Source organism: Williamsia sp. SKLECPSW1 (genome assembly GCF_054332755.1).
In genome coordinates this window covers 473,043-492,131 of sequence record NZ_JBTGLI010000002.1, presented here as the reverse complement: position 1 = coordinate 492,131, position 19,089 = coordinate 473,043, and the positions used below count along the sequence as shown (strand labels likewise).

At 71.0% G+C, this 19,089-nt stretch carries 16 protein-coding genes; 8 read left to right on the top strand and 8 right to left on the bottom strand.

Features of this window, described 5'->3' with window-relative positions; all coding sequences use genetic code 11:
* Window positions 1–7 precede the first annotated feature (7 nt).
* Window positions 8–1,246 carry an aminotransferase family protein gene (locus ACXVUM_RS18160; RefSeq protein WP_458523312.1) on the top strand — a complete coding sequence of 413 codons (1,239 nt, stop codon included), beginning with the start codon at window positions 8–10 and terminating at the stop codon, window positions 1,244–1,246.
* Window positions 1,247–1,256: 10 nt separating this feature from the next.
* Here ACXVUM_RS18160 and ACXVUM_RS18155 read toward each other — a convergent pair whose 3' ends face one another.
* Together ACXVUM_RS18155 and ACXVUM_RS18150 are read right to left on the bottom strand one after the other, a co-directional pair.
* The gene (locus ACXVUM_RS18155) at window positions 1,257–3,749 is read right to left on the bottom strand and encodes a DEAD/DEAH box helicase (protein WP_458523311.1); all 2,493 of its coding nucleotides are present in this window, start codon (window positions 3,747–3,749) and stop codon (window positions 1,257–1,259) included.
* Complete coding sequence (locus tag ACXVUM_RS18150; RefSeq protein ID WP_458523310.1) at window positions 3,750–4,748, bottom strand: proteasome assembly chaperone family protein; 999 nt, start codon at window positions 4,746–4,748, stop codon at window positions 3,750–3,752.
* Between the two features lie 196 nt (window positions 4,749–4,944).
* Here ACXVUM_RS18150 and ACXVUM_RS18145 point away from each other — a divergent pair, with 196 nt between their 5' ends.
* From ACXVUM_RS18145 to ACXVUM_RS18130, 4 genes are all read left to right on the top strand, one after another.
* Window positions 4,945–6,033, top strand: coding sequence for an S-(hydroxymethyl)mycothiol dehydrogenase (locus ACXVUM_RS18145; protein WP_458523309.1), 1,089 nt, complete (start codon window positions 4,945–4,947; stop codon window positions 6,031–6,033).
* Window positions 6,030–6,656: an MBL fold metallo-hydrolase gene (locus ACXVUM_RS18140; RefSeq protein ID WP_458523308.1), complete on the top strand. Its 627-nt coding sequence runs from the start codon at window positions 6,030–6,032 to the stop codon at window positions 6,654–6,656. Before ACXVUM_RS18145 ends, ACXVUM_RS18140 begins: the two co-directional genes overlap by 4 nt.
* A 50-nt stretch (window positions 6,657–6,706) precedes the next feature.
* Entirely contained in the window at window positions 6,707–7,387 is a 681-nt protein-coding gene (locus ACXVUM_RS18135) for a hypothetical protein (RefSeq protein ID WP_458523307.1), read from the top strand.
* Between the two features lie 144 nt (window positions 7,388–7,531).
* Window positions 7,532–8,593 (top strand): DUF4192 domain-containing protein, encoded by a 1,062-nt coding sequence (locus ACXVUM_RS18130; RefSeq protein WP_458523306.1) that lies wholly within the window; start codon window positions 7,532–7,534, stop codon window positions 8,591–8,593.
* Between the two features lie 17 nt (window positions 8,594–8,610).
* On the opposite strand, the gene galE is transcribed toward ACXVUM_RS18130, so the two are convergent.
* Both galE and ACXVUM_RS18120 read right to left on the bottom strand, forming a co-directional pair.
* On the bottom strand, window positions 8,611–9,594 hold the full coding sequence (gene galE, locus ACXVUM_RS18125) for a UDP-glucose 4-epimerase GalE (protein WP_458523305.1): 984 nt from the start codon (window positions 9,592–9,594) through the stop codon (window positions 8,611–8,613).
* Between the two features lie 5 nt (window positions 9,595–9,599).
* On the bottom strand, window positions 9,600–10,283 hold the full coding sequence (locus tag ACXVUM_RS18120) for an iron dependent repressor, metal binding and dimerization domain protein (protein WP_458523304.1): 684 nt from the start codon (window positions 10,281–10,283) through the stop codon (window positions 9,600–9,602).
* Window positions 10,284–10,413: 130 nt separating this feature from the next.
* On the opposite strand from ACXVUM_RS18120, the gene ACXVUM_RS18115 reads away from it, so the two are divergent.
* Together ACXVUM_RS18115 and ACXVUM_RS18110 are read left to right on the top strand one after the other, a co-directional pair.
* Entirely contained in the window at window positions 10,414–11,721 is a 1,308-nt protein-coding gene (locus ACXVUM_RS18115; protein WP_458523303.1) for an acetoin utilization protein AcuC, read from the top strand.
* Window positions 11,714–14,455 carry a bifunctional acetate--CoA ligase family protein/GNAT family N-acetyltransferase gene (locus tag ACXVUM_RS18110; RefSeq protein WP_458523302.1) on the top strand — a complete coding sequence of 914 codons (2,742 nt, stop codon included), beginning with the start codon at window positions 11,714–11,716 and terminating at the stop codon, window positions 14,453–14,455. Before ACXVUM_RS18115 ends, ACXVUM_RS18110 begins: the two co-directional genes overlap by 8 nt.
* Before the next feature lie 10 nt (window positions 14,456–14,465).
* Here the strand turns inward: ACXVUM_RS18110 and ACXVUM_RS18105 are convergent, their stop codons facing one another.
* From ACXVUM_RS18105 to ACXVUM_RS18095, 3 genes are all read right to left on the bottom strand, one after another.
* Window positions 14,466–15,455 carry a sigma-70 family RNA polymerase sigma factor gene (locus tag ACXVUM_RS18105; protein ID WP_458523301.1) on the bottom strand — a complete coding sequence of 330 codons (990 nt, stop codon included), beginning with the start codon at window positions 15,453–15,455 and terminating at the stop codon, window positions 14,466–14,468.
* Window positions 15,456–15,617: 162 nt separating this feature from the next.
* A complete protein-coding gene (locus ACXVUM_RS18100; RefSeq protein WP_458523300.1) occupies window positions 15,618–17,126 on the bottom strand; it encodes a DUF7782 domain-containing protein in 1,509 nt (502 codons plus the stop codon).
* Window positions 17,123–17,575 carry a DUF3099 domain-containing protein gene (locus ACXVUM_RS18095; RefSeq protein ID WP_458523299.1) on the bottom strand — a complete coding sequence of 151 codons (453 nt, stop codon included), beginning with the start codon at window positions 17,573–17,575 and terminating at the stop codon, window positions 17,123–17,125. Before ACXVUM_RS18095 ends, ACXVUM_RS18100 begins: the two co-directional genes overlap by 4 nt.
* A gap of 116 nt (window positions 17,576–17,691) precedes the next feature.
* On the opposite strand from ACXVUM_RS18095, the gene ACXVUM_RS18090 reads away from it, so the two are divergent.
* Window positions 17,692–17,925, top strand: coding sequence for a DUF3039 domain-containing protein (locus ACXVUM_RS18090; RefSeq protein ID WP_253652697.1), 234 nt, complete (start codon window positions 17,692–17,694; stop codon window positions 17,923–17,925).
* Window positions 17,926–17,952: 27 nt separating this feature from the next.
* Here ACXVUM_RS18090 and ACXVUM_RS18085 read toward each other — a convergent pair whose 3' ends face one another.
* Window positions 17,953–18,939 carry a YihY/virulence factor BrkB family protein gene (locus ACXVUM_RS18085; protein ID WP_458523298.1) on the bottom strand — a complete coding sequence of 329 codons (987 nt, stop codon included), beginning with the start codon at window positions 18,937–18,939 and terminating at the stop codon, window positions 17,953–17,955.
* Between the last annotated feature and the right edge of the window lie 150 nt (window positions 18,940–19,089).

Below are 19,089 nucleotides of genomic sequence, written 5' to 3'. Positions count from 1 at the left end.
TGAGTCCATGACGTCGACTCTGTGGCACGGTTTCGCCGACATGGGCGCGGTCGGCGAGAGCGGGCCCTTCGCCATCGCGAGCGGTTCGGGCACCCGCATCACCGACACCCACGGGCGTGAGTACATCGACGCCACCGCCGGTCTGTGGTTCACCAATGTCGGTCACGGGCGTGCCGCGATCGCGGATGCGGTCGCCGCGCAGTTGCGGACGGTGGCGCACGTGTCGGGATTCGGTGACGTGATGCCCGCGGTCACCATCGATCTCGCCGACCGACTCGGCGGCCTCGCGCCGATCCCGGGCAGCAAGGTCTTCTTCACCTCCGGCGGCAGCGATTCGGTCGACTCGGCCGCGAAGCTGGCGCGGCGGTACTGGCACGAGATGGGTCGGGCCGAGAAGACGATCATCGTCGGCCGGACGAAGGCGTACCACGGCATGCACGTCGCAGGGACCGCGCTGTCGGGCCTGCCGCCGAACCGCGAGGGTTACGGCACGTTGATGAGCGACGCCGCCACGGTCGACTTCGACGACGCCAAGAGCCTGCTGGGACTGATCGAGCGCGTCGGTGCCGAGTCGATCGCGGCCTTCTTCTGCGAGCCGGTCATCGGAGCGGGTGGGATCTACCCGCCGCCCCCCGGGTACCTGCAGGAGGTCCGGGACATCTGTCGCGAGCACGACGTCCTCTTCGTGGCCGACGAGGTGGTCACCGGGTTCGGGAGGATCGGTGGCTCGTGGTTCGCCTCGGCGAGGTTCGAGCTCGAGCCCGACATGATGACGACCGCGAAGGGCCTGACGTCGGGCTATGTGCCGATGGGGGCACTGTTCGTCGCGCCGCACGTCGCCGAGCCGTTCTTCTCCGGCGGCGTGTGGTGGCGCCACGGCTACACCTACGGCGGGCACGCGGGTGCGGCAGCGGCCGCCATGGCGAACCTGGACATCGTCGAGTCGGAGGGTCTCCTCGACGAGGCGCTGCGGCTCCAGGACGACCTCCACGCGGCGTTCGGCCACCTTGCGGACCTGCCCGCGGTGTCGGAGGTGCGCAGCGGCGTGGGGGCCGTGGCGGGTGTCCAGCTCGCCGACCCGTCCGCAGGACCGCGGGCCGTCGCCGCCCTGCGGCGGCACGGGGTCTCCACCCGCGTGGCCGGGGCAGGTGCCCTCCAGGTGTCGCCCGCGTTGATCATGACGACCGAGCAGGTCGGGGAGATGGCGTCGCGGTTCCACGCCGCGCTCTCCGAGATCGGCGACTGAACATCGGGCGTCAGCCGGCGACGATCTCGACGTCCACCACCCGGGGCAATGCATCGGGGTCGTCGGCCGGTGGTTGCTCGACACGGCCGGTGACGGCCCACCCGTGGTCGGCGCGCGGGTCGTCGAGGGTCTGCCGGACGGTCCACGGGTCGACGGTGTCGTCGACGGTGAACAGGTGCGGGCTCCGGGCCTGCGGACCGGTCCCGATGTCGTCGTACTCGTCGAAGTAGTCGTCGAGCGCCGTCGGCCAGTCGACCTCGGGGTGCATCCGCGCCAGCGTCGCCTCGTCCTCGCGCGCGAAGGCGGTGACGATCGCGAACATGTGGTTGCGCAGGTGGACCCGCCACGCGCGACGATCGGGTCCGGGTGGGGCCGGCGGTGGCGTGGTGGGGGACAACGGATCCCCCGAGGTGAGCTGCTCCCACTCGTCGATGAGGCTCGAGTCGGTGGAACGCACCACGTGGCCGAGCCAGGTCACGACGTCGTCGAACTCGTCGGTGTGACGGTCCGGCGGCACCCCGTGACGCGCGATCCGATAGACGTCGGTGAGGTACCGCAGCAGCACACCTTCGCTGCGTGCGAGCGACAGACGGGCGACGACATCGCCGAAACCGTCGGCGTGGTCGAGCATCTCGCGCACCACCGACTTCGGTGACGGTCGGGTGTCGGCCACCCAGGGGTGCCCCCGCAGGTAGATCTCGTAGGCGCCCTCGAGGAGCTCGTCGAGGGGTCTCGGGTGAGTGATCTCCTCGACCCGCGCCACCCGTTCCTCGTAGTCGAGGCCGTCGGCCTTCATCTCCGCGACGGCTGCCGCGCGGGCGACGTTCTGCTGGGCCCGCAGCACCGGGCGCGGGTCCTCGACGATCGACTCGATCACCGACAGCGCGTCGCGCGTGTAGTCGGGGTTGTCGACGTCGAGCAGTTCGAGCGCGGCGATCGCGAACGACGACAACGGGTTCGACAGTGCGAAGTCGGCCGGCAGCTCGGCCGTCAGACGGACGGTGGCGCCGCTGGGGTCGGGATCGGTGGTCTCCACGAGGCCGGCCGTCCGCAACCCCCGGTAGATGTCGATCGCCCGCAGGATGTGCCTGCGCTGCCGGACGCGCGGTTCGTGGTTGTCCTCCAGCAGGTGACGCATGGCCGGGAAGCACGGCCCGGGCCGGGCGATGACGTCGACGAGCATCGCGGTGCTCACCCGGAAGTGGGACCGCAGCGGCTCGGGTGCCGCGCCGACGAGCCGGTCGAACGTCGGCTGCCCCCAGGAGACGAACCCGTCCGGTGGCTTCTTGCGCTGGATCTTCTTCAGCTTCTTGGGATCGTCGCCGGCCTTCGCGAGCAGGCGCGCGTTCTCGACCTCGTGATCGGGCGCCTGGACCACGACGTAGCCGCGGTCGTCGTATCCGGCGCGTCCGGCTCGTCCGGCGATCTGGTGGAACTCGCGAGCCTGCAGATGACGGGTGCGCGTGCCGTCGTATTTCGTGAGCCCGGTGAACAGGACCGTGCGGATGGGGACGTTGATCCCGACGCCCAGGGTGTCCGTGCCGGCGACGACCCGCAGCACACCCTGCTGTGCCAGTCGCTCCACGAGACGTCGGTAGCGGGGGAGCATCCCCGCGTGGTGCACCCCGATGCCCGCGCGCAGCAGCTTCGACAGCGTCGACCCGAAGCCGGACGCGAATCGGAAGTCACCGAGCGCCTCTGCGACCGCATCCTTGCCCGCGCGGTCGAGGAGTGTCGCCGACAGCAGTGCCTGCGCCCGCTCCACCGCCGACGCCTGGGTGAAGTGCACGACGTAGACCGGTGCGCGGCCTCGTTCGATGAGCGCCTCGATCGTGTCGTGCACCGGCGTCACGACGTAGGAGAACTCCAGCGGCACCGGGCGTTGGGTCCCGGTGACCGACGCGGTGGGGCGGCCGGTGCGGCGGGTGAGGTCGTCGACGAAGAAGTCGATCTCACCGAGTGTGGCCGACATGAGGAGGAACTGGGTCCGCGGCAACTCGATGAGCGGGACCTGCCACGCCCACCCGCGGTCGGGGTCGCCGTAGTAGTGGAACTCGTCCATCACGACGAGACCGATGTCGGCGTCGGCGCCGTGTCGGAGTGCGAGGTTCGCGACGATCTCGGCCGTCGCGCACACGATCGGGGCACCGGCGTTGACGGTGGCGTCGCCGGTCATCATGCCGACGTTCTCCGCGCCGAACACCGCGCACAGGTCGAAGAACTTCTCGCTGACGAGGGCCTTGATCGGCGCGGTGTAGAAGGTGCGCTCGCCGCGGGTGCGGGCGAACTGGGCGGCGCCGGTCGCCACCAACGACTTCCCCGACCCCGTCGGCGTCGAGAGGATGACGTGGGCGCCACCGACGAGCTCCAGCAACGCCTCCTCCTGCGCGGGGTACAACGAGAGACCCCGCGACACCACCCACTCCGTGACGGAGTCGAACGCGTCGTCGGGGCCGTCGGGCAGGCGCGACAGGGGCGCCGTCGAGGCGGCGGTGGTGGTCACCTAGGGCCGGTCGTCACCCGCCGAGGGGTCCTCGTCCGACCCGTCGTCGGGTGTGTCGTCCTGGGACGCGGCGCTCGCGTCGCCACCGGCGGCCGCCTGGGCGAGGAACTCCTCCAGCTCGGCCCCGAGTTCGTCTCCGCTGGGCAGCGACTCGTCGGACGCGAGCAGCGACGGCGCCTGTTCGGCGCGACCGGTGACCGCGTCGTACTGGGTCTCCAACGCCGACACGACGGCCTCCACCTCGGCGTTCCCCGAGACCTCAGCGTCGATCTGCGTGCGGACGGTCGACGCCGCGTTCTCCAGGGCGCCGACGGGGAGGTCGAGCCCTGTGACCGTGGCCAGCGACTCGATGAGCGTCGCCGATGCGGCGGGGTACTTCGCCTGCGACAGGTAGTGCGGCACGTGCACCGACAGGCCGGCCGTCGCGTACCCGTGCTGGGCCATCCGCAGCTCGATGAGCATCGACGCGCTGCCCGGGATCTTCAGCGGACTGCCCCACCGTGGCAGGTCACCGAGCATCTCCGGGGCGGAACCGTGTGCGGTCACCGTCGGCGGTCGGGTGTGCGGGATCGCCATCGGGATCGCGTTCAGTCCCACCACCGACGAGACCTGGAAGTGGTCCGACAGGCGGCGGACCGCCTCGACGAAGTGGTCCCAGCGCAGATCGGGTTCGGCCCCCGCCAGGAGCAGGAACGGACGCCCGGCGTTGTCGCGGACGGCATGGATGGTCAGCGCCGGCATCTCGACGTCGGTGAACTCCTGTCCGGAGAACACCATCGTCGGCCGACGCGACCGGTAGTCGATCAGCTCGTCGGAGGAGAACGTCGCCACCAGTTCCGAGTCGAGGCTGTCGCGGAGATGCTCGGCCGCCAGGGCCACCGCGTGCCCGGCGTCGGCGAAGCCCTCCAGGGCGTGCACCAGCACCGGCCCGTCACCCTCGTCGCCGTTGACGTGGGGTACGGGGAACTCCAACTCGTAGAGCGTGGATTCCTCGTCCATCACCACTCCTCATTCGTCGTCTCGGGAGTTACAACGATCCCACCCTCCCCAGGTGTTCCGGGCGGCGAGGGGGCAACCCGGCCCACATGCAGTGACACGGCTCACCCGCTGTGGCGATCCCCGCGGTGACGCATGGAAGGATCGACATGTGCGCATACGCGCGCCGTAGACCCGAACCGAGAGGACGCCGGAGAGCATGCCGCAGCAGGTACGAGGTGTCGTGTCCCTGTCGACGAAAGAGCCGACGCAGGTGGTGACCGTGGTCATCCCCGACCCCGGACCCCGCGACGTCGTGGTGCGGATCCAGGCCTGCGGTGTGTGCCACACCGACCTCGCCTACCGCGACGGCGGGATCAACGACGAGTACCCGTTCCTCCTGGGCCACGAGGCCGCCGGTGTCGTCGAGCAGATCGGCGAGGAGGTCACCCACGTCGCCGAGGGTGACTTCGTCGTCCTCAACTGGCGCGCCGTCTGCGGACAGTGCAGGGCATGCAAGCGCGGCCGTCCCTGGTACTGCTTCGACACCCACAACGCGAGCGTCCCCATGACGCTCGAGGACGGCACCGAGCTGACCCCGGCGCTCGGGATCGGCGCCTTCGCGGAGAAGACCCTGGTCCACGAGGGCCAGTGCACCAAGGTCGCACCCGACGCCGATCCGGCCGTCGCGGGCCTGCTCGGCTGCGGTGTGATGGCCGGCCTCGGTGCCGCCATGAACACCGGCGCGGTCGGACGCGGCGACAGTGTCGCCGTCATCGGGTGCGGTGGTGTCGGCGACGCGGCGATCGCCGGTGCACGTCTGGCGGGTGCGTCGACGATCATCGCCGTCGATCGCGACCCCCGGAAGCTGGCGTGGGCGACCGATCTCGGCGCGACCCACACCATCGACGGGTCCCAGGTCGACGACGTCGTCGCCGCCGTCCAGGAGCTCACCGACGGCAACGGCGCCGATGTCGTCATCGACGCGGTCGGCCGGCCGGAGACCTACGAGACCGCGTTCTACGCTCGGGATCTCGCCGGCACCGTGGTCCTCGTCGGCGTCCCCACCCCTGAGATGCGTCTCGAGATGCCTCTGGTCGACTTCTTCTCCCGCGGTGGGGCGCTGAAGTCGTCCTGGTACGGCGACTGCCTGCCCGAGCGGGACTTCCCGATGCTCGTCGACCTGCACCAGCAGGGGCGGCTGCCGCTGGACAAGTTCGTCTCCGAGCGGATCTCGCTCGACGACGTCGAGTCCGCCTTCCACAAGATGGAGGCCGGCGAGGTGCTCCGGTCGGTGGTGATCCTGTGAGCATCCGGGTCGATCACGTCGTCACCTCCGGGACGTTCGAACTCGACGGCGGCAGTTGGGACGTCGACAACAACATCTGGATCGTCGGCGACGACGACGAGGTGATCGTGATCGACGCCGCGCACGCGGCCGACCCGATCGTCGAGAAGGTCGACGGCCGCAGGGTGCGGGCGATCGTGGCCACGCACGGACACAACGACCACGTCACGGTCGCGCCGGAGCTGTCGCAGCGTCTCGACGCCCCGGTGCTGCTGCATCCCGGTGACGACATGCTCTGGCGCGACACCCACCCCGACGCCGACCACGTCGACCTCTCCGACGGACAGCGCATCGCCGTCGCGGGCACCGAACTCGTCGTCATCAACACCCCGGGACACTCGCCGGGGTCGTGCTGCCTGTACCTGCCGGAGGCGGGGATCCTGTTCAGCGGCGACACGTTGTTCTCCGGTGGACCGGGCGCGACGGGACGCTCCTTCTCGAGCTTCCCCACGATCATCGAGTCGATCCGCGACAAGATCTTCACCCTCGACCCGGCCACCGAGGTGCGCACCGGTCACGGCGACTCGACGTCGGTGGGCGAGGAGGCCCCCCACCTCGAGGAGTGGATCGCCCGGGGCAGCTGAGCGGGTGTCGGTCGAGCGACCGGGGGGCCGGCGGTGGCAGAGTGGCCCGTGTGATCGTGCCTCGTCCTGCTCGTGCGTTGCTCGCCACCGTCGCCGTCGCGCTGGTGGCCGCAGGGTGCGCGCAGAGCATCGACGGTGACCCCGTGGCCGCGCCGTCGTCCTCGTCGTCGGTGGACATCGACCGCCTCGCCATCCGGCCGGAGCAGTTCCCGGCCGGATACCCCGCGACGCGACTGACGTCGGAGCAGGCCGCCACCGCACTCGCCGACCTGTCCGGTCGCCCGAACGGCGGAACCGTCACACCGGCGTCCTGCATGCCGCCGCAACTGGTCACCGACCTCGCGTCGACGGTCGTGGTCACAGGGCAGTCGTCCGACGGCGGCAACCTCACCGTGGTGGTCACCCGCGCGCAGAGTCCGCTCGCCGACATCGCCGACGCCGTGTCCCGCTGCGGGAGCTACACGGTCGACATGGGTGCGGTGCGGTCGACGGTGCGGGCCGAGATCCTCCCGGCGTCCCCGATCGACTCCCAGCAGTCGACGGCCTTCCGTCGTACCTCGACGTCGGGGCGTGCCCCGGTGACCCTGTCGCAGACCACGACGATCCTCGCCGCCCAGAACGACGGCGTCCGCGTCTACGCGGCCTATGTGTCGTTCAGCGGTGCCCGTGTCGACGGGACCGCGCTCGACCAGGTGTTCACGACCGCGGTCCAGCGGTCACGCGGTCGCTGACGGACGACGACCCCACCGACACCGGGGCCGACGCGCGGGCCGTCGCGGCCGACTCCTATTGACCCGAGTCGTCCTGTGCACAGCCGGTGCCTCGGGGGGTCGGTGCGACCCGTCGGGTCGGCGCGGTGCCGGAGTCTTCGGGGCATGGACATCGACCACCACACCCTCACACTCCGCGATCCGGGTGATCTCATCGCCGCGATCCCACCCATGCTCGGTTTCGTCCCCGCCCGCTCGCTCGTCCTCGTCTGCTTCAGCGGCCCCGGTTCGCGTCTCGGCATCACCATGCGCCATGACCTCGTCCTCGACGGCGACGGAGGCCCCGCCGCGGTGATGTGCGACGTCGTCGACCACCTCGTGACCGTCGCGGCCCGTGAACGCGCGTCGAGCGTCGCCGTCATCGTCGTGGACGACCGGGTCCCCGCCGACGACCCCCGGTGGGAGGCGCTCGTCGCCGACATCGACACACGCCTGGGCCACATCGACCTGGGCGTGGCGCTCGCCGTCGACGAGATCCGATGCGGCGCACGGTGGTATGTGATCGGTGCTGCCGGCCGCGGCGCCTGGACCGGGGTGCTGCCGGACCCGGCGTCGACACCGACAGCAGTCGCGCGGGCCGTCACGGCCGGCACCACCGTCCACGCCCGACGGGAGGACATGGCCGCGGCGCTGGATCCCGCACCGCCGTGCACCGACGTGGGCTGCCGTCACCACCGCACGTCCGACGTCGCGGGCCGCAACGGGTCACGACGTGCCGACGCCACCCGTCTGCGATCGGTGCTCGCGATGCTGGGTGCGCGCGAGATCACCTGTGCCCACGTCGAGTTCCTCGCCTCCGCGATCGCGGTCCCGCGTGTCCGCGACGCGTTGCTGGCGCTCTCGGTCTCCGTGCACGCCGAGGAGGCCGGGGCGTTGTGGACCGAACTGACCCGACGATGCCGAGGACGGTCGCGTGCCGACGCCGCGACACTGCTGGCGCACTGGTACTACGCGCGCGGGGAGGGCGCGTTCGCCGGCATCGCGCTCGACGCGGCGCTCGCGGCGTTCCCGAGCCACTCCATGGCCGGTCTGCTCGACCAGTCGCTGCAGGCGGGGCTGCCGCCGTCGATGCTGACCGGGCTGCTGCAGACGTCGCTCGGGGTCGCCGACGATCTCGGGGTGGTGATGCCGCCCTCGCTGCCGGACCTGCTGGAACCCGGTGCCTGACCGATCCGGGCGAGCGGTCAGCCCGCCGCGGAGTGGGCGCGGTCGCCGAGCGTACGGGTGAACTCCCAGGCGTCGGTGACGATGGTGGGCAGCGCGGTGTCGACCGGCTGCCAGCCCAACTCGTCGATCGCCTTGTCGCTCGAGGCGATCAGCACCGCGGGATCGCCGGCGCGGCGCGGCGCCTCCTCGACGGGGATGTCGATGCCCGTGATCTCGCGGCACGTCTCGATGACCTGACGCACGGAGAACCCGGCGCCGCTGCCGAGGTTGTAGACGGCGTGGCGGCCCGCCACCGCGGCCTCGAGCGCGAGCGCATGTGCCTGCGCGAGGTCGTGGACGTGGATGTAGTCGCGGACCGCGGTGCCGTCGTCGGTGTGGTAGTCGGTGCCGAAGATCTTCACCGCGCCGCGGTGGCCGAGCGCGGCCTGCAGCACTATCGGGATGAGGTGGGTCTCGACGCGTCGGTTCTCCCCGGCGCCGCCGTAGGCCCCGGCGACGTTGAAGTAGCGCAGGCTGATCGCCGCGAGACCGTGGGCGACGGTGTACGAGCTGATCGCGTGGTCGATCGCCAACTTGGTGGCGCCGTACGGATTGGTCGGACGCGTCGGCGCCGACTCGACGATCGGCACGGCGTCCGGCTCCCCGTAGGTGGCCGCCGTCGAGGAGAAGACCAGGCGCGGGGTCCCGGTGCGGCGCATCGCCTCGAGGAGGGCGAGCGACTCGACGACGTTGCCGTACCAGTACTTCTCGGGCGCCTCGACGGACTCGCCGACGAGCGACTGCGCCGCGAAGTGCAGGACCCCGTCGACATCGCCGTCGGCCAGGACGCCCTCGGCGACCGCGCTCACGTCACCCTCGACGAACCGTGCGCCGTCCGGGACGGCGTCGCGGTTGCCGGTCGTCAGGTTGTCCACGACGGTGACGTCGTGCCCTGCCTCGACCAGCACGCGGGCGCAGACACTCCCGACGTAGCCGGCACCGCCGGTGACGAGCAGTCTCACCCGGCTCAGACCTTCTCGACCTGGACCGAGTGCGCCATCTCCGCCGACAGGCGCAGTCCTTCGTGGCCGGGGGTGTTGATGGTGACCGCCCCGTGTTCGTTGGTCACCGTCACCCGCGCGTCGGGCACGACGCCGGCCTCGCGCAACCGTGCGATGAGTTCCGGATCCTCCTGGGCGTGCTCGGAGAGTCGCTGGACGATGACCGCGACCGGCTCGCCCTCGGGGAGGTCGGACAGGCGCGTCGCGACAGCGGCGTGTCCCGTCGTCTCGACGCCCAGCAGTTCGAGGCCGGGGATGGGGTTGCCGTACGGCGAGGTGGTGGGGTGGTCGAGCACCTCGAGCAGGCGCCGCTCGACGTTCTCGCTCATCACGTGCTCCCAGCGGCAGGCCTCGGCGTGCACGTCCTCCCACGGCATCCCGATGACGTCGACGAGCAACCGTTCGGCGAGACGGTGCTTGCGCATCACCGAGATCGCCAGGGTGCGGCCGCGGTCGGTCAACTCCAGCTGCCGGTCGCCGGCGACGCGCAACAGGCCGTCCCGTTCCATTCGGGCGACGGTCTGCGAGACCGTTGGGCCGCTCTGCTCGAGTCGCTCGGCGATCCGGGCGCGCAGCGGGACGATGCCCTCTTCCTCGAGGTCGTAGATCGTGCGCAGGTACATCTCGGTGGTGTCCACCAGGTCGTTCACGATGCTTGTTCCTCCGTCGCAGTCCCTGCGCCGCGGTTGTCGGGTGCGGCGGGTTCTCGCACGACAGGCTACCGTCTCGACCTCCGCGGAGGAGGGCCGCCGAGCCCGGGCACGCCGTTAGGCTGGGACCATGACGACCGGAGCCGGCGCGCGCCGCGGTACGGCCGGGCGCGTCGAGGACACCCTCGTCGTGTGGGGTGACGATCTCCTGGCCTACCGGTGGACCCCCACGCACCCGATGAACCCCATCCGGCTGGCGTTGACGATGGGTCTCGCACGGGGTCTCGGACTGCTCGACGACGTCACGACCCACGCGCCGAGCATCGCCGACGACTCGCTGCTGCGGACCGTGCACCGGGCCGAGTACATCACCGCGGTCCGCGAGGCCGGACTGGTCGCTGCCGGGCAGGCCGTCCCCGGCTGGTCGCCGCAGGTGGCGGAGCGGATCTTCGGTCTCGGCTCCACCGACAACCCGGTCTTCGGCTCGATGCACGACGCGGCCGCGCTCATCGTGGGTGGGACCGTCGCGGCGGCCGACGCGATCGCGCGGGGCGACGTACGGCGTGCGGTGAACATCGGCGGCGGGATGCACCATGCCCTCCCGGCACGTGCGTCGGGGTTCTGCATCTACAACGACTGCGCCGTCGCCATCGGCAGACTGCTCGACGCCGGGTTCGACCGCATCGCCTACATCGACGTCGACGCCCACCACGGCGACGGGGTACAGCGACGGTTCGCCGCCGATCCACGCGTGTTGACGGTGTCGGTGCATCAGCACCCGGCCACGCTGTTCCCCGGCACGGGCTACCCCGAGGAGGTCGGTGACGGCGACGCGAGCGGGACGTCGGTCAACCTGGCCCTGCCGCCAGCGACACCGGACCGGTTGTGGCTCAGAGCCTTCCATGCCGTCGTCCCGTCGATGGTCGCCGACTTCGCGCCGCAGGTGATCGTCTCCCAGTGCGGCGTCGACAGTCACCGTGCGGACCCGCTGACCGACCTGCACCTGACGGTCGACGGTCAGCGCGCCGCGATGCAGGCGATGCGGGACCTCGCCGACGAACACTGCGACGGTCGGTGGCTGGCGGTCGGCGGCGGGGGGTACGGCGTCGTCGACGTGGTTCCCCGTAGCTGGACCCATCTCCTGGCGGTCGCCCTCGATCGCGACATCGACCCGGCCACCGCGACGCCCGACGCCTGGCGGGAGTCCGCGGCGCAGGCGGCGGCGACCGTCGCTGCCGACTTCGCCACCGACGTACCCGTCGACACCATGGGCGACGGTGGCTCGACCGCATACGACCGCTGGGAGGGCAACTGGGGTCAGAAGGCACCCGAGGGTGTGTCCGCACACCTGCAGCAGGCGACCGACGCGGCGATCATGGCCACCCGTTCGGCGGTGTTCCCGCTGCGGGGACTCGACGCGGGGGACCCCCGTGACTGAGTCGCCGGACGACGACGACGGCGGCAGCGGCAGCGGCGGCGGGGGCGACGGGCGCGCACCCTCGCGTCGTTCCGACAGCGGTGCTCCCTTCCCGCGGCACTGGAGCGCCGACGTGCTGGCCTCCGACGGGGGGACGGTGCACCTGCGGCCCATCTCGCCGTCCGACGGCGACCGCGTCGTCGCGTTCCACGCCGGGTTGTCCGAGCGCACCCGGTACATGCGGTGGTTCGGGCCGTATCCGCAGATGTCGGCGCGCGACGTCGCCCACATGACCGGCGTCGACCACCACGATCGGGTGGCGCTCGTGGCGGTGCTCGGCGGACGCATCATCGCCGTCGGCATCTACGAGGGTCTCGCCGCGGCGGGTCGTCCCCGTGCCGCCGAGGTCGCGTTCGTCGTGGCCGACGACCACCAGGGTCGCGGCCTGGGGACGGTGCTGCTCGAGCACCTCGCGGGGGCCGCCGCGGAGAACGGGTTCACGTTGTTCGAGGCCGAGGTGCTCGCCGAGAACCGGGCGATGCTGTCGGTCTTCCGGGACGCGGGCTACCAGCTCAGCCGCAGCTTCGACGGGTCGACGGTCCACGTCGAGTTCGCCATCGACCCGACCGACGCGTTGCTCGCGGTCCGCAACGCCCGCGAACTCGGTTCCGAGGCGCGCAGTGTCGCCAACCTGCTGCGCCCGGGGTCGGTCGCGATCATCGGGGCCTCGACCGATCCGAGCAAGGTCGGCAACGCCCTGTTGGCCAATGTCCTCGCCGGCGGCTTCGTCGGGCCGGTGTTCCCGGTCAACGCCGAGGCCCGGGCCGTGCGCGGCATCCGCAGCTACCCATCGGTACGCGACATCCCCGATCCCGTCGACCTGGCGATCGTCGCGGTGCCCGCCGAGACGGTCGCCGACGTCCTCCAGGACTGTCTGGCGAAGAACGTCAAGACGATGGTGGTGGTGTCGGCCGGATTCGCCGAGTCCGGTGCGGCCGGTGCGGTCGCGCAACGCACCCTCGTCCACGAGATCCGTGCGCACGGTATGCGACTCGTCGGGCCCAACGCCCTCGGCGTCATCAACACCGACCCCGACGTGGCGTTGAACGCCACCCTCGCGCCGCGCGTGCCGGGCCGGGGTCGGGTCGGGTTCTTCTGCCAGTCCGGGGCACTGGGCATCGCCATACTCGACACCGCCGCCCGCCGCCAACTGGGGTTGTCGACCTTCGTCTCCGCGGGCAACCGCGCCGACCTGTCCGGCAACGACCTGTTGCAGTACTGGGACGCCGACGACGCGACCGACGTGATCCTGCTGTACCTGGAGAGCTTCGGTAACCCGCGCAAGTTCTCCCGACTGGCGCGACGGGTGTCGCGCAACAAGCCGATCGTCGCCGTGAAGGCCGGTCGCACCGCGGTCGCCCCCTCCCAGATCCGCAGCGACTCCGGCATCGACGACGAGAGCGCGCGTGCCGTCCTCGAGCAGTCCGGTGTGATCCAGGTCGACACGATCGCCGACCTCTTCGACTGCGCGACGGTGCTCGCCCACCAGCCGCTGCCCGCCGGACCGCGCGTCGCGGTGGTCGGGAACTCCACGGTCCTGGGTGTGCTCGCAGCGAGCGCGGGGGAGCCGTTCGGGCTCACCGTGGTCGCGCAGACCGACCTCGGGCCCGGTGCCGGCGTCGACGAGTTCGGCGCGGCCGTCCGTGCGGCCACCGGCGACGACGGCGTCGACGCGGTGATCGCGGTGTTCGTCCCGCCTGTCGCGGTCGGTGCCGAGAGCTACGCCCGTGCGCTGGTCGGCGCCGCCCGCGACTGCGGGAAGACCGTCGTGTCGACGTTCCTCGGCGTCGAGGGGATCCCCGACGCGCTCACCGTCTTCGACGACGGCGTCGCGGGACGGGGGTCGGTGCCGTCCTACCCGGGCCCGGAGCGGGCCGCGGCCGCGGTCGGACGTGCCTGGCGGTACTCGCGATGGCGCGCCCGGCCCGAGACCGAGGTGGCGCGACCGGACGACCTCGACATCGACCGTGCGCGCGCTGTCGTCGCGGCCGAATGGGGGGACTCGGTGGGACACGGCGACGACGACCGCGTCCTCGACGACGCGACCGCCGCGGATCTGTTGGGGTGCTACGGGGTGGTCGTGGCCCCGTTCCGTCCGGTCGACAGTGCCGAGGAGGCGGTCCGCGCGGCGGACGAGATCGGGTACCCGGTGGTCGTCAAAGCCGTCTCGGAGACGTGGCGGGGCCGTCTCGACGGTGAGGGCGCCCGCCTGGACCTCCCCGGCCCGGACGCCGTTCGCGCCGCGTTCGCGGATCTGTGCGCCCTCACCGGCGAACGGGTGCTCCACGTGCAGCAGATGGCCCCGCGCGGAGTCCCGGTGGTGGTGCGGGTCCGCGACGACCCGTCACTGGGCTCGCTCATCTCGTTCGGTCTCGCCGGACCGACGTTCGAACTGCTCGGCGACCACGCCCACCGCGCGGTACCGCTGACCACCGTCGACGCCGACGAGTTGTTGTCAGCTCCGCGGGCGGCGCCGCTGCTGACGGGATACCGGGGTCAGGTCGCGGCTGATCGCACTGCGCTGCGCGATCTGCTGGTCCGGGTGTCGGCGCTCGCCGACGACCTGCCGGAGGTGCGGGAACTCGTCCTCGACCCGGTCCTCGCCGCGCACGACGGTGCAACGGTCGTCTGGGGCCGGATACGACTCGGCCCGGTGCCGTCGAGGACGGACACCGGGCCGAGACGTCTGAGTTGATCGGAGTGGGTCAGCTGGCGTAGGCGCGCAGACGGTCGGCGCGGTCGCCCTGGCGGAGCTTCACCATGACCTCACGCTCGATCTGACGGACGCGCTCGCGTGACAGGCCGAACAGCCGGCCGATCTGGTCGAGTGTGCGCGGCTGGCCGTCGTCGAGACCGAACCGCAGGCGGATCACCTGCTGCTCGCGCTCGTCGAGCGTCGACAGCACCGACCGGACGTCGGTGTGCAGCAGACCGGCGATCACGGCGCTCTCGGCCGACGTGGCCTCGGCGTCCTCGATGAAGTCGCCCAGCGGCGCCTCCTCGTCGGATCCGACCGGCATGTCCAGGCTCACCGGGTCGCGGCTGTGGTCGAGCAGATCGGCGATCTTCTCGGCCGGGATGCCGGACTCTGCGGCGAGCTCGTCATCGGTGGCCTCACGTCCGAGCTGCTGGTGCAGCTCGCGCTTGATCCGGGCCAGCTTGTTCACCTGTTCCACGAGGTGGACGGGCAGGCGGATGGTGCGGCTCTGATCGGCCATGCCGCGGGTGATCGCCTGCCGGATCCACCAGGTCGCGTAGGTCGAGAACTTGAAGCCCTTGGCGTAGTCGAACTTCTCCATCGCGCGGATCAAGCCGAGGTTGCCCTCCTGGATGAGGTCCAGCAGCGGCATGCCGCGCCCGGTGTAGCGCTTCGCCAGCGACACGACGAGACGCAGGTTGGCCTCGAGCAGGTGCGCGCGGGCGGACTCGCCCTCGCGGACGAGCTGGGCCAGGTCACGCTTCTTGGTCGCCGACAGCCGCTTCTTGGTCGCCAACACGTGCTTGGCGTACAGGCCCACCTCGATGGCCTTGGCCAGTTCCACCTCCTGCTCGGCGTTGAGCAGGGCCGTGCGGCCGATCCCGTTCAGGTAGACACGGACCAGGTCGGCGGCGGGGCTCTGCGCGTCGAGGTCGGCGTCGGTCATCTGCGGGCGCGGCGTGTCCGACGGGCGGATCGGAGCGGTGGTGCTGGGCATTGCGGCCTCCTCGCGAGCGTGGCGTCTACACCCGGTACAACGGCGACCGCCCCGGTATTAGTTCCCGGAGAGTTTGTTCACTTACTCGGCGAGAGGTGCGCTGACCTGCGCAGATCCCACGGTCGATCTGAGAAGTTGATAAGAGAGCTCGCCGCGCGGCACTCAGGCCGGGACGAGGAGCCCGTGACGGACGAGGCCGGCGACGACATCGGCGACCGAGGCGGGGTCGATCTCCTCGCCCCGTGCGGCGCCGAGGAGATCGACGACATCGGCGACGGGGAGCCCGTCGCGGCGCAGTCCGGCGACCAGGGCGGCCACCCGGTCGTCGACGTCGTGGGACCACCGCGGGCCGCCGGTGCGGACGAGTCGGGTCGCGACCTCGATCCACGGGTCACCGTCGGTCGAGGCCGGCGGGGTCCAGACACGGTCGAGAGCGACGTCGGGCGCGGCGGTCAGGCGCGCGGCGAGCACATCGTGGTCGCGGAGCCACGCGACGCGGTGCAGGTATGCCAGCGCCTCGTCGCCCAGGGGGTCGTCGAGCGCGTGCGACAGTTCCTCGGCCAGGAGGTCGGTGGCCTCGCCGGTGGCCCGCATGAAGACGAAGCCGAACCCGATGCCCCGGACCCCCGACCGTTCGAGGTGGTCGAGCCAGTCGGAGGCCATCGCCGCGCCGCGGCCGGTCCTCGGGTCGTGCCCGGCGTCGCGCAGCCAGGTGCCCACGTAGAGGGCGGGATCGGCGACGTCGCGTTGGACGACCCAGGCGTCGACCCCGTGATCGGGGACCCAGGACGCGACGCGGTCGCGCCAGTCGTCGCCGGTCACGACCCAGGAGGCGAGCATGCAGGCGATGCCGTCGTCGGCGAGGTGCTCGGCGACACCGGAGACCATGATCTCGCTCGCGCCGTCCAGGTCGAGTCCGGAGTCGCGGTAGCTGTGGGTGACCGTCGGCGGTCCGACGACGAACGGCGGGTTGGCGACGACACGGTCGAACCGTCGGCCCGCCACGGGCGTGAACCAGGAGCCCCGCAGCAGATCCACCCGGTCGTCGCCGAACTCGTTGAGCGCCATGGTCGCGCGCGCCATCGCGAGGGAACGGTCGGTGATGTCGGTGGCGGTGACGTGGTCGGCACCTGCGAGGGCGTGCACCGCCTGCACCCCGCATCCCGTGCCGACGTCGAGCACGGTCCCGTGGGCGGGGACGGTGGCGCGCAGCAGCGACAGGGAGGCGTGTCCGACGCCGAGGACGTGGTCGGTGGCGATGTCGACCGGGCGCATGGAGCCGTCGATGTCGGAGGCCATCCACCGGGTCCCGTGCCCGGCGTCCAGTGGTCGGATGTCGACGGCGGCGCGCACGTCGTCGCCGTCGACGTCGAGGAGTCCTGCGGCGACGGCCTCGTCCGGGTCGACGCCGAGCGCGGAACGGGCCTCGCCTCGCCCGATCGCGTCGTGGACGAGGAACAGTCGGACCAGGGTCCCCAGTTCGCCGGCGTCCGAGCAGGCACGACGCACGGGAACGGGTTCACCGCGACCCAGCGCCGCGTGGACGTCGGCGCCGAGCAGGTCGAGAACGCCGTCGGCGTCGAACCGATGTGCCAGGAACGACGTGCGCAGCCTCGGGGCGAGCGCGGTCAGACCGTCGATCGGCGTGACGGCCGGGCCGGTGGGGGTCACCGGGCGTCGTCGGTGTGCCCGCGGGTGGTCCGCGTCCTCCGGGTGTCGAAGTCGGCGTCGTCGACGTGTGCGGTGCCGAAGTCGGGGGAGTCGAACTCGCTCGTCTCGTGGGTCCGCAGTTCACGGTGGTGCGAGGCGGAGAGCGCGGGATCGTCCCGATCGCCGGACCACTTGTACCGCCGCACCTCTCCCTTCTCGCGCGGGGGCCGGTCGTTGGCGATGAGGACCGCGACCCATGGGAGCGGGATCGACAGCGCGATGACGGCCAGTGCCAGCAGCCCGTTCGACGTGGCGCCGTAGACGATGCCTGCGATGACGAGCGCCGGTACGCGGAAGGCCATCAGGCTCAGGTAGCGACGTACCCGCGCCCGTTGCTGGTCCTCCTGGGACGGCTGCGCCTGGGTGATCAGGATCGCTTCGCGTGCCTCGTCATGTGCCACGTACTCCACTGTTGCACTTTCCGTTCACCAGCGCATCGTCGCTGATGGCACGCCCCGCGCAGCGAATCCGATCCGGTCGCCACGACAGTGCTGCCGTGGCGTCGCGATCAGGCACAATGTCCTTCATGGGAACCCAGACGATCGAACGCCCGGACGTCGACACCGAGGAGACCACCGACGACGACGCGCCGAAGTTCTTCCACTACGTCAAGAAGAACAAGATCGCCGAGAGCGCCGTCATGGGGACCCACGTCGTCGCGCTGTGCGGTGAGACGTTCCCGGTGACCAAGTCGCCGAAGCCCGGGTCCCCGGTGTGCCCGAAGTGCAAGAAGATCTACGAGAAGATGAAGAAGGACTGACCTCGGGGTCGGTCCCACGCTGCTGCGTCAGTCGGGATCGTCGGGACGCGACGACCGTCGTATGGGCCCGGTCGCGAACTTCTTCGGCACCGCCCGCAGCTGATCGGTGATGTCGGTCGTCTGCTGGGTGACCCACTCCCGCATCTGCTCGATGTGCGTGGGCCCGTCCACGGGCCAGATCGACTGGATCGCCGCGTTGAACTGTGCGCCGATGACGATCGCGAAACCGAGGAAGAACGTGAAGAGCAGGAACGCGATCGGGGTCGCGAGCGCACCGTAGGAGTACCCGGTCTTGGTGATCGACCCGAGGTAGATCCGCAGACCTGCCGATGCGAGCCAGAACACGACCGCAGCCAACACCGCCCCGGCGACCAGACGGTGCCAGGGCAGGGGTTTCGGCAGCGACACCCGGTACAGCGTGGTCAGCCCGAGGATGAGCAGCACGCCGACCGCGGGGTAGTAGCCGATGTGGATGATCTGCCCGCTGAACGGTTGCCACGAGTCCGGTGCGATCTCGGAGGCGTAGGTGGGTCCGAGGGCCACCAGCGGCAGGATGAACGTCGACAACACGAGGAACCCGATGTAGAGGTTGAGCGCGAAGATCCGCTGCCACACCGCGTGCCGGACGTTGTGCTGGTCGTGGGCCTTGTTGATGGAGTCGACGAAGCTCGACATCGCCGACGACCCCGACCACAGGGACAGCACGAAGCCCAGGGAGATGAGTTCACCGCGCCCCCGGGCGAGGACGTCGTTGACCGTCGGCGTGATGATCTCGCTGACCACGTTGTCGCTGAACGTGCGCCCCGCGAAGCTGATGATCCGGCTCCGGATCATGTCGGTGGTACCCGGACCGAACCAGTCGCCGACGTATCCGATGCTGCCGAGGACCCCGAGCAGCAACGGCGGGAGCGACAACGTCTGCCAGAACGCGGCCTGGGCGGACATCCCGAAGATCGAGTCGTCCCACGCCTTGACGATGGTCCGCCACACCAGTCGCGGGATGGTGCGCACCACCGGGGGACCGCCGGACCCACGACCGACCTCCCGCGACACGGGAGGTGCCGGGGTCGGGGTGTGGGTGCGGTCGGTGGCGGCGATGTTTCCAGCATCCCCGATGTCGGCGCATCCGCCGCGGATGCCCCCTCTGCCGTGTCGTGCCCGATC